Annotated in this window: 6 protein-coding genes; all 6 read right to left on the bottom strand. The window is 60.2% G+C overall.

Annotation, left to right across the window (positions count from 1 at the left end):
• Positions 1–35: 35 nt before the first annotated feature.
• The 6 genes from pglZ to brxC all read right to left on the bottom strand — a co-directional run bounded on the left by pglZ (position 36) and on the right by brxC (position 15,007).
• Entirely contained in the window at positions 36–2,369 is a 2,334-nt protein-coding gene (pglZ, locus tag SCI24_RS02550; RefSeq protein ID WP_318723882.1) for a BREX-1 system phosphatase PglZ type B, read from the bottom strand.
• The gene (locus SCI24_RS02545; protein ID WP_318723837.1) at positions 2,366–3,601 is read right to left on the bottom strand and encodes an RNA-binding domain-containing protein; all 1,236 of its coding nucleotides are present in this window, start codon (positions 3,599–3,601) and stop codon (positions 2,366–2,368) included. Before SCI24_RS02545 ends, pglZ begins: the two co-directional genes overlap by 4 nt.
• A gap of 12 nt (positions 3,602–3,613) precedes the next feature.
• Entirely contained in the window at positions 3,614–6,271 is a 2,658-nt protein-coding gene (locus tag SCI24_RS02540; RefSeq protein WP_318723836.1) for a TrlF family AAA-like ATPase, read from the bottom strand.
• 2 nt (positions 6,272–6,273) lie between these two features.
• Positions 6,274–9,735, bottom strand: coding sequence for an Eco57I restriction-modification methylase domain-containing protein (locus SCI24_RS02535; protein ID WP_318723835.1), 3,462 nt, complete (start codon positions 9,733–9,735; stop codon positions 6,274–6,276).
• 108 nt (positions 9,736–9,843) lie between these two features.
• The gene (locus SCI24_RS02530) at positions 9,844–11,556 is read right to left on the bottom strand and encodes an ATP-binding protein (RefSeq protein ID WP_318723834.1); all 1,713 of its coding nucleotides are present in this window, start codon (positions 11,554–11,556) and stop codon (positions 9,844–9,846) included.
• A gap of 16 nt (positions 11,557–11,572) precedes the next feature.
• On the bottom strand, positions 11,573–15,007 hold the full coding sequence (gene brxC, locus SCI24_RS02525) for a BREX system P-loop protein BrxC (RefSeq protein ID WP_318723833.1): 3,435 nt from the start codon (positions 15,005–15,007) through the stop codon (positions 11,573–11,575).
• Positions 15,008–15,049: the final 42 nt, after the last annotated feature.

Here is a 15,049-nt window from a genome sequence, read left to right as displayed (position 1 = left end):
CGTATGTCTGTTCTCAAGGGCGTCTCCATCAAGGGCTATTCACTGCTGCCGATGGTGGTGGAGCGCTGGGCAAGCACCTGGCCACCGCTGTCCAGCACCACGGCGTAGGCGGTATCGCCTTCGAGATCGTCATCTTCGACAACGACCGAGGCCTTGCCGCCCGTCTTGAACGGCTTGGGAGACAGCACCAAGCTGCTGGCAGGATCGCCGGCATGACGACGAACATCCAGCGTCAGCCCGTCGCTGCTACCTTCCACCACAAGGGTGCAGCGCAGCCCTTTCCACACCAGGTCATCGATCAGCACCGAGGGCTTGGGGCCGGCGCTGCCGGTCACCACCAGTTCCGGCGTGACACACTCCTGCAGGCTCAGCCCGCCATGGGTGTAAGTCTCACCCGCCTTGAAGCAGTAAATACTCTTCGCCAGCGCGAAGTGTACCTGTTCGTTCCAATACCAGGGAAAGCGGGCCGCGTCTGTATGGGCGCCCGGCTTGAGCGCGGCGCAGCGCCCCCACTTGGTCTCCACCAGGCTGGCCGGCAGCTCGGTCTTGGGGAGCTCTCCCGGCAGCAGCAGCCAGCCGTGATCGGTCACCACGCGAACCTGTGACCAACCCTGGGCCAGTAGCGCCTGGATGCGCTCTGCCACCTCTGCCAGCATGTCATCGACGTGCTGGGCCAGCTTCCAGCCGCGCTCGTGGCCGGCGTGATCGATATCGCCGAACTCGCACCAAGCTGGCCGGGAAGTATCCAGGGTTTCCTTGTGCAGCTGTTCCACCTGACGGCGTTCCAGCACCTGCCAGCCGTTGTCGCGCAGCAGTTTCTTGAACAGATGGCGAGTGATGGGCGTGAATTCGTAGCCATCCGGCTCCTCCTGGATGGCACTGCTACCCAGGATGGGAGCCACCGCGTACTTGCCGGTGCCGGTCACACTGGGTAGCGCGGCCCAAGTGCTGTGCTCCGCGACCTCCAGCCCTTGGTTGGTCAGGCGCCTTGCCAGTCGCTTACCGCAGTCCAGCCGCAAACCATCCACGAACAACACGCACTCGCCGGGCCGGGAATTGGGCGAAGCCTCGCCGCGCTTCAGGCCATCCACACCGGGCTGCCACACCTGTTGCAGATGGCTGGCAGCTTCGTCGGCCCAATGCAGGTATACCGTGCGTGCCGCCGTGAAGATGGCCTCCTGTTCTCGCTGACCGGAGACCTCATTCAGGGCTCTGAGCAGGGCATCGTCGGCCTTCCAGCCTTCGCTGGCATAGGCCTGGCGCATGTCTTCCGCCTGCCCCCCCGCCAAACTGTGCTGTGTGACTCGCGCAAGTTCGGCGAGTGGCGCCATGGCCATGGCCAACGGGCTTTCGCCCAGTTGCGCCCATACATAGTCACGACGGATGCCGTGTTCGCCCTCCAGGGCTTCCAGCCGTTCACGGGCTTGATGGGCCGGCTGACTGCCCAGCTCGCAGAGCGAATGATAGAGGCGTTCCTCTTCCCGCTGATTAAGCTGTGGCCAGACCTCCATTTGCTCGGGTTCCGGGAAGAAATCCAAGGCAGGCGGCGTAAGCTGGCGAATCTGCTCGATCAACTGCAGGTAGCGGTGTGGCGCTTCTGTAAAGCGTGCCCATACCGTCTTCCAGTTTCCCTGGCGCTGGATCAGCCGCTCGGCGGCCTCCAACGGGCTGTTCCGATCAGGATGCAGGCCATAGCGGGAGTGACACACCTGACAGAAGGCCTGCCACTCATGGCTGGGCCAGCTCGCCTTCATCGCTTCTGGCTGGTTGAGCCAGTCCAGCAGGTCACGTACCGGGTCGCCGCCGGAGAGCAGGGTGTTGAATGCCTCGGCGTCAAGGTGGCGACCCTGTAGATCAGCGATCTCTTCCTGTAATAGTCGAGGCAGGGCGGCCAGCAAAGCCTGGCGTGTAGCGCTGTCGCCGGCAATTTCAAGGCCCAGCCCGCCTTGCTGTGATGAGAGAAACGCCCGCGGCGTCCAATCCTTGGCATTCACCTGAGACCAGAGCACCCCACGATACTGCAGCTCGGCCAGCGGCTTGAGCGCATCGGGGCACTCGCTGACGGCGCGCAGGTCCTGCCGACCCACGCCGGGCAGGTAGAGGATCGGCGGCGTCTCATCTTCCCACTCGACGCCTTCCACCGTGCCGGCGATGGCACAGCGCAGCCAGATTGCCGGGCCGCGGCGCTGTCCGGGGGCATAGTCGCCCAGCACCAGAAGCTCCGGCAGCACCGTCTGGATCTGCGCGATCACCGGCTCCCACAGCCGCTCGCGGTCTGGCCAGAGGATGCAGGCCGGTGCGACCTGTACGTCCGGGTTATGGGCAGCGGTGCTGCGCAGGTATTGAACCAGTTGATCAAGCAGCATCATTTCCACAACACCACCTTAAGGTAATCATCTGTTAGTTCAAACTGTGGTTCAGTGCCATTGTGCTCACGCATGGAAGGGATGATTTTGGTTCGTACTCCCATGCCGCGAGCATCTACATAGCCGTAGTCACGTAAAACCTCGGTAATAAGTGGGTTTCGTGGCGAGCGTTGTCCCGCGATCATCTTCTCTATCGTCATGGAGTTTTGTAGCGCCCCTGGACTGATGACTTCCAGGCGATCCGAGTAACACGCGACTTCGATATCCACAGAGCGTGTCCAGTCTCGGTGAGCAAGAGCATTGATAAGAAGCTCTCTGACGGCTTCTCGAGGGTAGTGCCAACGGCGCTCGCGCCGAAACCCCGCATCAATATCCGTATCTTCTTCGGAAATGAAAGGTTCGATGGTGTCAATAAAGCGTTCTACGAGCCCGTAATCATTCTCTGCAAGGCGCCGACTACCGTGCTCATCCCGCCGCCAGAGGCCTACCATGGGAGCGTCCAGGACATTATCAAGCTCGGCTTGGTAGGTTTTGTCCTCTCCACCAAAAGCCAGTACACGAAGGCCTGTCTGACGAAGATAGCGACGAGGTGATACACCGAAAAGCACAAGTCCGGCAATGGTACAGACGGCCTGATCGCTAACTTCCTCCACCATAAAACCAAGCCCAAGAAGTCGAGCTAGCCAATCGCTTTTATCTTCAGGTACGTCAGGGTCTTCGATGACATTGCGCAAATAATCATCCAGACGGTCAAGATCGAGCGACTTAAAGTTTGTGCCAGCCACAGGCAGCGTTTCTGGATGAAGAATGCCGCCACTGGCAAATAATCGTGCCTGTTGTTCACGAGTAGCAAGGCGTGATGTCGAGCCTACTCGGATGTAGATCTCTTCACGACCTTGGTGGCGAAGGACGTAGGGCTTGGTGATGCCTTGGGTAAAAGAGATGATCGCGACACGGTGTTCATCGTCCACTTTCACTTCTTCGTAGAAAGGCAGGATGAGGGGGTGTATTTTGGCGCCAAAGACGCTATCCATTACCCATTCTTCAAGGTTTTGACGCTGTATGCCACTGATGGTGCCGTCATCCTCGACACCCAGCATTACCATCCCACCGTTAAGATTGGCCATAGCGACAACTTCTTTTGCAAGCTGCTCAGGGCGGATGTCATCACGTTTGAACTCGACGCCAGAGTTTTCTCCATTCGCAATTATTTCCAGCAACTCTGTCTTTAGCATCTCGCTCACCTATTAGAAGCCGTATTTCATACGGCGTTGGTCGAAAGCATTTCTACCGCCTTCAAGGATGTCTGCGGAAAGTTTCTGGATTTCGGGTAGATCAATAGCCCCTTGGTGCCGCTCAGGGATAGTTGCCTGATCATCACTTGCCTCGAAGACACCAATCCACTCAGCATCACCAAAAACCGGGATATTGGCATTGTGCGTGGCGAAAAGGAACTGGCGATCGAGCTTAGCCTTACGAAGTTCTTCGACGATACGCTCGGCGATAAAGGCGTTATCGAGGTTGTCCTCCGGCTGGTCGAGAACGAGGGGGTCCTGATTGTCGAGCAAAAGTAAATGCAGTATTGCCGTACACTGCTGACCAGTTGAGAGGCGTTCAAGTGGCCTATACTGTTCTTGAGTATCGTCATGGGCTACATTTAGCTCGATAGTAACGTGATCCGGAAGAGAAAGCTCTTCTAACTCCAAAAACTTACTTTCTGGAAGCCTAGCCAGGGAATCAGCGGCCGTAGGCACTACCCCCCATTCCTGCTCAAGCAGAGAGTCTCGACCCTTTCGAATAATACTGGCTAAGCGAACAGGGGAGGCTTCACACTCCAGCACCCATGCCAAGCGTTTCTCACCAATGCCTTCAAGATTACAATTTTTCAAAAAGTCCAAAAGAGGCTTCCGGTCTCCTTCAACCTTCATGTCAAGGCGTAGCTTCCCCTTGAGTTTTCTTTGCAGCCGTTTCAGAGCTTGTTTGAGGGTGGAAGCGCGTTCGCTCAGCGTATCACCGAGTTCAGCCAACAGGCGCTGTCGCTCGCTCCATAGTGCATCCAGCTGTGCTTGGCGCTGTTGTAGCTTGGTCTGCTTGGGTTGAATACGCTCAATCGCCTGAAGAATACTTTTGTAGTCGTTGCCAATCTCCCGGCCAGACTTACCTTGGCTTTCAGGGATTTGTTTGAAGTGCGTTTCCAAATCAGCCTCTTGCTGCTGGACCTTTTCCAGTAGCTGCGTCTCTAGTGCTTGCTGTTCACCTTGAGCGAGACGGATTGAATTGTTGGCCTCTTCGAGCAGCCGCTCGACGCTTTTGCGCAGCTTATCCAAGGTCACGCGTTGCTGACGCAGGATGGAAATATCTGGTAGATTAGCTAGTGCTTTATCGCTAAGGAATGTGCTGTCGGGTAACCCTTCTCGTGCGTATTCAATAGCGTCACTAATCCGACTGATATCCTCTTTGGCTTTTGTGCTAAGCTGCCGTTCTTTTTCCAACAAAGGCACTATTTTTAGCTTTTCTTCAAGGCCGAGTGACTTATAATGTTCCGCCTTTGCCTTCAGCTTGGGAAGCTGCTCGACGTCAGCCTCGATATCTGCCTTTTGCTGGATCGCTCTAATAATAGACTGACGATTTTCTGCCAGCTTTTTCCGAATATCGGCGAGCCTGGCTTCATGATCGCTATCCGATGACTGGAGGAATCTGGCAAGCAGTTGACGCTGGTCACCTGCTTCTTGCGTGATCTCATAAATTTCGTTCTGGCCAAAGCACTCAAAGCGAGGAAGTAGCTCGCCGGGAGTAAATGGCACAATAGCTCCGCTCTCATCCTTGACGATAGGATTATCGCCATAGCGGCGTGATACGCTAAAGCGCCGGCCATGCATACTTGCCGAGCGGAGTCTAAGAACCACCTGTGCCTTATCTTTCCCCAGGTTTTCCTTGATGGTTTCGTCATGCTGTCGCTGGGCATTCTTGCCTAATGGACGAATGCCGAGTGCAAAACGAATGCACTCTATCAGCGTTGATTTCCCCGTGCCTCGCCCGCCAATAATGGCATTGAGGTGGTCGGCCAGTACGATATCAAGTCCATCCAGATAGCCACCAACAACCTCGACCTCTTCGATAGCCGAAGCGTGATGCTGCGGTGCATCCGAGTTGAGTCGTATGCGGGACTCCGGGTCGAGAAAGGCCTGTTTGAACGATGCAAAGCAAGGCCTCGTCATCTTGATTAGACATGAGGCACTTAAATGTCGAAGACTTTCCGGTTTTTCAATATCCCGCGCATTGATGATGGCGAGAGGGTTATCTCTTTTGTAGTTTTCGTCCTTGTTCCTGACGACTTTATAAAAGAATCCATTTTCGGCCGGCTTGAGGTCTTCAACTGATCCAGGGATCTGTGCCGCTGTAAGCTCCGGTAATTTCCAGATATTATGCAATCGCTGCTTGAGAACGCCATCATCATTGGTAGCGTGTGCAGCGAAAACGAAGCCACCCAAGTCTTTGACTTTTTGCAAGACCTGCTGAGCTGTCTTGTTCACAGGAGCTTCCGGGTTTTGTGTGTCGATACCAAGCCCCACTGTCATCTGTCCATGAAGCTCCCGTAGATCCATATCTTCCGGGAACAGGCAGACAAAATGCGCTTGCTCACTGGAGGCTATCTCGAAGCCAGGAAATACCACGATGCCGTGCGGCTCGGCGGCGCGGCGAATGGCTGCGATATCCTCCACACTGCCGTGATCCGCGATGCCGAGAACCTTGATGCCTTCTTCCAGACAGATTTCGACCAGCTGTTGGTTATACACTTCTTCTGTCAGGCCATGAGGCTGACTGCGGTAGGTTTCCGCATAGCGATAGGGGTTGACCTGAAGCGCGCACTTCCAGAACTTGGCACCGGTGTATGTCGCGTTCATGCTCACGTCCCCTCTGCTTGCTTTCTCGCCTCACGCTTCGCCGCCAGCGTGAGGTGGTAGTCGTTGATCCTGTCGCCCTTGGCGCCGCCCAGCTGGGGGCCGAGGTGGTACCAGGGGGCGGTTTCCACGTCCTTGCCTCGGTCCTTCTTCCAGTGGATATTGGGCTTGTGGACGAGCACGCCGGCGCCTTTCTTCTTGACGTCGGGGACGGACAGGAAGGGTCGGATATTGAGACGAACACCGTCGTTGAGGTCGGGGTGCCAGCCGATGGGCTGCTCCTCCAGGGGCTTCCAGCGTACGAAGATGTCGTAGGGCTCCTCGCCTTCGAGGATCAGCTCCAGGCTTTTCTGCAGTGCCTCGGCGGCGGCCAGACGGGCCTCGGCGCCGTCGATTCCGTCGTTGATCTGTTTCTTCTGCTGGGTGATCCAGTCGCCCAGGTAGGTGTAGGTGAGGGTTTCCAGGGCCTTATAGTCGAGCTTGTGATAGTTCACTAGCGCAGAGAAGCCGTCCTTGAGGCAGTCCCAGATATGCCAGATGAAGGGGCGGTTTTGGAACAGCTTGCAGTGCTGGGCGAAGAACTTGTCGCGCAGCCAGCTCTCCAAGTCCTTGCCGGTGTGATCGACGCTTTCCAGCAGCCTGCCGCGGGTGGTGGCGGACCACTGGTCGCCGTAGGCGTCGGCCAGCAGCGCCTCCAGCCGATCCACGGCGCGGCGCTCGCCGCGCACGGCGGGCAGGCAGACGATGCCGTCGCGGTCGGCATGGCCGAGCAGCGCATCGCAGCGATTCACCCACTTCCGCTGCTCCTCGGCCAGCTCCATCTCCGGGTCCAGTTCCGCCGGCCAGCGGTAGCCCAGCAGCCGAGTCACGGCCACCTGAAGCACGGTATCGTCGGTGCGCAGCGGACCATGAGCGGTCCATTTGGCATCTTCACCCCAGATCACCGAGCCGCAGGGGTGGCCGTGGAAGATCCACTGGGTGGGGTCGTTGGAGTAGGGCTCGGGGAGGCCGTAGGGGTATTTTTCTTCGGCGACTTTGGCCCAGTGGTCGAGGTCAAAGGGTACCTTCACCAAAGTTGCACTTGTTACATTCATCTTTTGGTCAATTCGACGCACTGCTTTGTTATATTCTGGTGAGGAACAGAAACACCAGATGGCGGGGAGGTGGCTGGGAGAATTGGGAACAATAGTTGCACAGTTCATGTCCCAAGGGCTTCCTGAATTTATAGTGGGTGGCAGTGAACTCATCTGTCTTACGGATATTCCGTGGCTGTCCCAAGCAGCTTGCCCCTGAATTCTAGCCGCATCAGAAGAAGCTAGATAGCCCTCTCCATTCTCCCAAATAAAAACTTGGCTTCGCCCCGAGTAATGAATTGCTTCATTTCCTGTTGATTGGAATGTGCGCCATTCATTACTTATGCTATTTGTTTCCCAGAAATAAAAAATAAAATGCAAATTGTCGCCTGTGGTGATGCCTTGGTATGAGGTTGCATAAGTCGATAGCAAATCAACTTCTGATGATTCGTCAAGAGAGATTCGAGCATCTGGGTTAAGTAGCTGCGTTGCTTGTGCAACACTTTTTACTTTTCCCGCGAGCAACCCGCTTGCTTTCTCAGCCGCTGTTCGCGGATCAGAAACATCGACCCCCCTTAGCCAGTTTTTGTTACATTTCGATTCCAGCAAATCTGCTAACTGCCCAGCCTTTTTGCCCCGGCTCAGATTGACCAAAATCGCCTTGACCACTTCTCCGCTGATGGTCTCGAAAGCACCGGGTCCCAGCCGCGCAACTAAATGCCAGCGATCACTTTTCAGTAGCTTTTCACGAAACGTTTTATAGCTGGTCAGGAACAGCCAGTTCTGCGGCAGCACATTGCTGGTGGTGCCGCCCTCCACGCAAAGCTCCAGGCAGCGGTCGAGAAACACCGTCGCCAGGTCATTCTTGGCCGCCGGGTAATAGTCGGCGCAGAACTCCTGCAGCTTGGGGTGCTGCTTGCCGCGCGCCAGGTAGGGCACATTGGTAATCACCCAGTGGTAGCGATCCCCTAGCAGGGTGGCGGCCTTGGCCAGGCCCTGGGCGGTCACGGCGGCTTCGTGCTGCTCGTCGCTGCTTTCCTGGGTTTTTTCTTGGGAGAGCGCTTGATTCAGCGCTTCGGAGAGCTCCTCCCACTGGGCAATCTTGGCGGCGCTGGTTCGGGTGGGGTCGAGCAGGCTGCCGAGGATGGGAGCGTCCTTGAAGCTGTCGTAGAGCCAATCCAGGGCGATGGTCAGGTTTTTCTTGCCGAGCCCAAGCGCCTTCCACTCTTCCTTGGCCACGCTGATGGGCAGGCCTGAGCAGGCCAGGTGCAACTCAGGTAGCTTGCGATAGCCGCCGGCATCGGTATAGCGCCAGGCGGTCAGGGCAAGCGCAAAGGCGGCGAGCTCCACACAGCGTTGGTCGATCTCAATGCCGTGCAGGTTTTCTCGTAGCACTGCATCCACGGCGTCATGGGCGGTCAAGCCCTCCAGCTCCATGCGCATAGGCACCAGCATCAGCAGGGCGGCGACCAGAAAATGGCCGCTGCCGCAGCAGGGGTCCAGGGTCTTGAGCTCCGCGAGGTGCTGCGGCCAGGCGTCGAAGGTGCCGGCGGCGGGGATCCAGTTGCTGGTTTCTTCGTCCTTGACGAAGCGTAGGTACTCCAGAGGTACGCCCGGGAGGCTGGCTTTGTCGCGCAGCGCCTGTTCGCTCTCGGCGTGGGCCAGGTCGGCTTCCGAGAGGCGGCGGGCGGCCCACCAGGCGCCCAGGCTGTTATCCAGCAGGAAGCTGACCATATAGGGCTCGGTGAAGAGTTGGGTGACGGCGGGCAGCTCGTCGGCGCCGATCTTCACCTCGGAGCGGTTGATGCGCTCCTTGTTGTCGGTCTGCCAGAACTGGTAGACCCAGCCCAGGCTGTCGCTGGCGTGGAAGACCTCCACCGGCAGGCCGGCCAGCAGCGCCTCCAGCTCGCGCTGGTACTCGGCGGCCAGGGTAAGCTCGAACACCGGGCTGTCGACGCGGAACACCTGGGGCAGCATGGTGCTGGCCAGGCGGGCAGCCAGGGCCCAGCCGCTGGTTCGCTCGCCAGTTTCTGCTTCCTCCTCGGCCAGCTCCTCGCACTCCTCCAGGGTGACGGCCACCCCGTCGTACATCAGCAGCTCGTTCTCGGCCAGGAAGCGGGCGAACAGCATGCGGTGCCAGTGCTCGTAGGCGATCTCGGCGATCAGCCGAGTGATTGCCTGGGCACCCTCCTTGAGCGGGTCGCCGAGGCTACGGGCGTGGGCCCGCAGCCGGCGGCGCAGGGCGCGCTGGTTGTCACTCAGGTAGCTGGGCGGGGTCTCCTCGCCGACGCCGAGCTGCTCCAGGGCGGCCTCGGCGGCCTGTTCGGCGACTGGCCTTGCCTTGCGCACGGTGCGGTCGAGCCGGTGGCGGAGTGCCTTGTCGAGTGGCTGCATGTTGCTTCCTTCCACGGTATCCCTGCGAATGCGTGTTCTATTGCATGTGAGCATTGTTGTGCGCATTGGGCGGCGTTTAATGCTCAATCTAATGCGCAGCGCATTGCGCTACGTATTGCGGTATTCGTACCGGGCGTGTTTGCCCTTACCGGGGGGCTGGATCTGTGGGTTCTCTTCCCGTAGCTCGCGCATCAGGCGATAGGCGTGGTTGCGGTCGAACCGGGTGATCTGGCGGATCTCCTTGTTGCTGAGACCCACCTCACCGCGCTTGGCGCGTTCGATCAGGATGCTGAGTACCCGGGTCTTGGCGGCATCCCAGTCGATGCGGCGGCGTGTCTCCGCGTTGCCATCGGCACGAAGCCGTGCATAGAGTTCGGGGTGAATGCTCCAATAGGCCCCGCGACCGCTTCCCCCATGCTCCACGTAGCCCTGTCGCTCCATATCGGCGAGCAGCTCTCGGGTTTCAGGCTCGGTGCGCTGACATAGCCCCGCTGCCGTGGCGGTATCCACCTCGGGGTGCTGCAGGAAATATTGCAGCAGCAGCAGCTGATCGACCCCGAGGCTGAGGCCGCGCTCGCTCTCTTCGGCCACAAACTGCCGAAACGCGGCATTGATCTCCCGCTTGTGGAAGATCACTGCCACGGAGTCGCCGATCTCGCGGATCACCGGGGGCTCCTTGCCTTCCATCAGCATGGCCTCAAACATACGGCTTACCCCAAGATTGCTGCGGTTAACAAGGCGTAGCTTGACCAGTGCGTCGACCAGGAGGGGGTTACGGGCGGCTGGCTGGTGGTGGAGGATGTTGTGCTCGCTGATACCTGCGATGAAGCCACCGTTGTTGCTGATCTCCAGGCGGTTGGGGTAGAGCTTGATCATCACGGGGCCGGCAAGGCGCAGGTCTCCGTGGCAGAAGGCATTCATTAGCGCCTCGCGCACCGCGACCTCGGGCCAGGTGCGATACTCAAAGTGGAACATGCCCTGCTGCACGGTGGTGATGGGGTTGAAGGGCACCAGCAGCTCTTCGATGCGCTGCACTGATAGCGCCAGGGCGCTGACACGGTCCTCGCGTATGCCGTATTCGGTATCGGAGCGCATCTGCAGGAAGGTCCACAGGTGCCCGGGCACATATTCGCGCAGCGCCTCTTCGGTACCGGCCAGCAGGATGGCGGCGCGGGTCACCTGCCCCTTGCGAATCAGACCCAGGCTATCGAGCAGTTCCCGGTCGGAGCGGCGCAGGAGCTCGTCGGGGGCTCTTTCACGCTGAGCGAGGTTGCGCAGTGCCTCCAGGGCAACGGGCGAGAAGTGCGCATCGTCGACGGGGCCAAGCGTCTCAGCGGTGTAATCGGTATCACCGGTCTCCACGCCGATCTTGCGACGCTGGGTGCCGGTGAGCGGCTGGCAGTCCTTGCCGATGCGCACAGTGCCACCGCCTTTGGTGTCGGTGTGGGGCGGCATGCCCGGGTGCACCTGCATGATCAGCACACGACCGGTGCCCTCCGGCACGTGGAGCTCCTCGAACACCGGGGTGATGTGCGGGTCGGTCTGGTCGTAGACAGCCTTCTTCAGGATATTGACGTCGATTTCCGGCGGAACGCCCAGAACAGCTTGCTCGCGCCCAGCGATACGGTCGGCCACGCCGAACACCACGCTGCCGCCACCGCCATTGGCCATGCAGATGGCCATCTCGACCACCTTCTTCACAGCCTTGTCTCGGCTCTTGGTATCCCACTGCTTGAAGTCCAGATCCTGGTCTTCCAGGTCGTCTGCGATGCAGTGCTCCAGCTCCTCCAGCAGCGCTTCGATATCACGGCGTGATCTCATGGTCTGTTTGCCGCTCCTACTGGGTGATGACCGGCCCATCCTGCAGGGCCTCGCGCAGCTCGCGGCGAACGTCCTCCAGCCAGGCATCGATATCGGCCTCGCTCTTGAGGGTGCGGCGCGGCAGGCTGACGAATTGCACCTCGGGCTCCATCTCCTCGGCTGCCTTGACCAGCACCTCATCAAAGCGACTGGACAGCGCGGCGATGCGGTCTGCCAGGGCGTCGGGGCGCACGTGGCTGAGGGTCTCCAGCACCTGGTCGGTGCCGCCGAGGGTGATCTCGGGCGCATCGTGGGCCGTCAGACGCTTGGCGGCCAGCAGGTCGTGGCGCTGGTCTGGTGAGAGCTGCTGCCAGTTGTCGTCGGCCTCCAGGCGCTGCATGCCGGCGGCATGCTCATCGTTGTAGCGCTGCTGCAGCTCGTTGAAGGTGTCGCGGAACTGCTGGGTGAGGTTGGCCAGCAGTGGCTGGACGGGGTCCGGATCATCCAGCAACGAGCGGTGCTCGCGGATCTGGCTGACTTGGGCCAGCAACGGTTCGGCGTCGGGCAGGCTCTTGGCGTGGTCGGCCAAGCGCTTGAGCGTGGCCCAGGCGGGGCGGCGCTGCCGGATCTTCTCGGCGGTGGCCTGCCACTCGTCGATGGCGGCCAGCAGCTCAGCCTGGTTGCTGACGATGGCCTTGAGCTGGTCGTTGCCGCTGCTGGTACGCACGGCTTCCAGGGCATCCAGACGGGGAGCCTCCGGAGCCGGTGGTTCGCCGCCCGCCTGCTCCGCCAGGGTTCGGAGCTTGTCAGCGAATTCGGGGGCTTTGGCCGACTCCTCGCCGGACTTGGCCTGCACGCCGAGCTTCTGCATCACCTTGCGAATCTTGATGCGCTCCCCCGCGGAGATGGTAGTGGCCTCCACGCGAAACTCGGTCTTGCCGATGGCGCGACGGTCGAGCTCCTGGGAGGCGGTACCATCTGCGGTACGGATCTGGCCGGCGACCAGTAGCACCTGCAGGGCGCCATCGATGGCATCCTGGGGCCAGCCGTAGTCGCCGTGCTCGAAGTGGTCGCGTATCTCATTACCCTTCTTGCCGCCGCCGAGGAAACTCAGGATGGCCTTGCACACTGGATGGCTCTGGGGCTCACCCTCAAAGCCCACTGCCTTGAGGGCATCGGGAGCGCCCTGCTTGGCCTTGGTATAGACCTTTTCCCAGCCGGCGTGGTCGGCCTGATGGAACTTTGGGTGGAGGCGAGCCAGGGCGTTTTCGGCGCCTTCCTGGATGGCCTCGCGGAGGTTTCCGCCGACGATCTCGTTACCGCCGCCCTGGAATACCTGGGCCCCGTTGAAGGCCTCGTCGAGCAGCTCGCGGATGCGACGCTGGGCGGCATCGCGAGTGGTCTGCATGGCGCCCCGTGCCTCTTCCCCTTCGGGGGTGCCGGGGGTGCCACGGGTCTCCAGGGTAGCGCTGGCGGCCTTGAACTCGATCAGCTGGTTGCGCAGCTCGTCGGCGGAACGCTTGGGAATGAACACGAACAGGGTGGGGGACTCCGACCCTGCCTGGCGGGCATCGGCGCGCACCTGGCTGATGTCGTCCGACCAGCCATTACGCACCCAGACGTAGAGCTTCTCGGCGGCATCCTTGGGCAGCGTCATATCGAAGACCGGCGAGAGCGGACGCGGTACCCTGGACTCACCGTGGTTCACCGTGAGGTTGCCGACCTGCTTGGCGAAGTGCTGGCGGATCAGGTCGTCGCGCTCGGTCTCAATCTGGTGCGTGGCGTTGCCCAGAGTGCTCTTGTGGGAGAGGAAGGCGTCGTTCCAGGCGGCGCTCTCCTCAGTCTGGATACGGTACTCGTCGCCCACCTTGATGATGAACTCGCACTCATCGAGAAGATCCGGCAGGCGACTGCGCAGCGAACTGCTGCCGGCTTTGAGGTCATCCACCAGCAGGTCGGCGATATTGGCCAGGGTAGGATGCAGGCCGAGCTCGGTGTTGGTGCTGGCGACCTTGTTGATCAGGAACACCACGGCACAGGCTCGCGCCATCAGCTGCTCGTCTTCGCTGCCGTTACGCCATTGCTGGGTAGCGTCGTGGAGCTTGCGCGGCAGCATGCGGAACTGCAGCAGCTTGTCGGTGGCGTCGAAATAGAGGTAGTCACCGGGGATGATGTTGCCCAGCGGGGCGTCCAGGTTGGTCTGAATCGCCTTGTGGATCATGCTGAGCTGGTTGCGGAGCTGGCTGTCGGTGCCGGTCTGGTCGAGCACGCGCAGGGCGGCATCCCAGAAGCGGCGGCGCACCGGCAGGATGGGGTAGTCCTGGGCGAAGTGGCGGGTATCCTCCTGGCGGTGAGCAATGGAGGTCTCGGCCAGGTGGCGGGAGATCTCGCCCAGGTTGCTCTCCATCACCTCGGCGACAGGCGCCTTGGCCTCGGGTTTCTTGGCCAGCACTACCTGCCGGATGACGGCGTCGACGTCGGCATCGGAGAGCTCGATGCGGGTGGTGAAGCGGCCCTGCAGACGCGCCAAATTGCTGGTACCGGTGATCGCGGTCTGGCCGGTACCGATAAACATCAGGCGGCTGCCGACCTCCTTGCAGCAGGCTTCCACCGCTTCCTGTACGTCGATGGAGCGCTGGCCGTCGGTGCCGATGTACTGCTGCACCTCGTCCAACACCACCAAGGTGAGCGGCATCTTGCCGTCACGACTCAGCGCCTGGCGGATGGACTTGAGCATCTCGTCGCTGCTGATGTCGTTGACGTGGGGGTAGAGGTGGCTGAGGGTCTCGGCGCAGGACTCCACGCTACTAAAGATCCTAGGCTTCGCCTGGACCAGGGCCTCGTGCAGCGATTCGGCGACGTAGAAGTTATCGAGCTCCTCCTGCCAGTCGTCGCCCCGGCTAGTGACGTCGTCGCACACCTGGTCGAGGATGCCCTCGTCACGCAGCCACATCACGAAGCGGGCAACCGGGTACTGCTGCGGCAGACCTGCGGCGCGGAAAATCACTGAGAGCAGCGCCAGGCGAACGCTCTTGTCGCGGGAGCTGGCTCCCAGGGTGCCGGAAGCGGCGAACAGGCCGCCGTGTCGCTTGCCCTGGGTGGTGAGCTCCTTGAACAGGTCCTGGATCTCCTGGGGCAGGTGGACGAGACCGCGGGCAGTGGCGCCGTCATCGAAGGTGACGTCTTCCCACAGGTTACGCAGCATCTTGGCCATATGTGACTTGCCCGAACCGAAGAAGCCGCTGATCCATACGCCAGGCTGCTGGGAGGCACCACCGCTCAGGTTGCGCAGGTAGGTGTCCAGGATGTCCTGCATGCCCTTGGCGTACTGACCGTCGCAGACGAAGGTCTCCAGCTCGTAGCGCAGGACCTTCTGGCCTCGGCTGCTGGTGTCGTCGTTGACGTAGGCAACACCTTGGTTTTCCAGACGTTGCTGGGCTGGATCCTTGGCGTAGATATCGCGGTTGCGCATGCGTCCTTTCCCCTGCGGAAGCGAAATTCGAATTCGTGCGTT

It is taken from the genome of Halomonas sp., from assembly GCF_033549285.1.
In the GTDB taxonomy this organism is placed as follows: domain Bacteria; phylum Pseudomonadota; class Gammaproteobacteria; order Pseudomonadales; family Halomonadaceae; genus Halomonas.
Note: the sequence above shows the minus strand (reverse complement) of the source record. Positions and strands in the feature narration are given on the sequence as shown.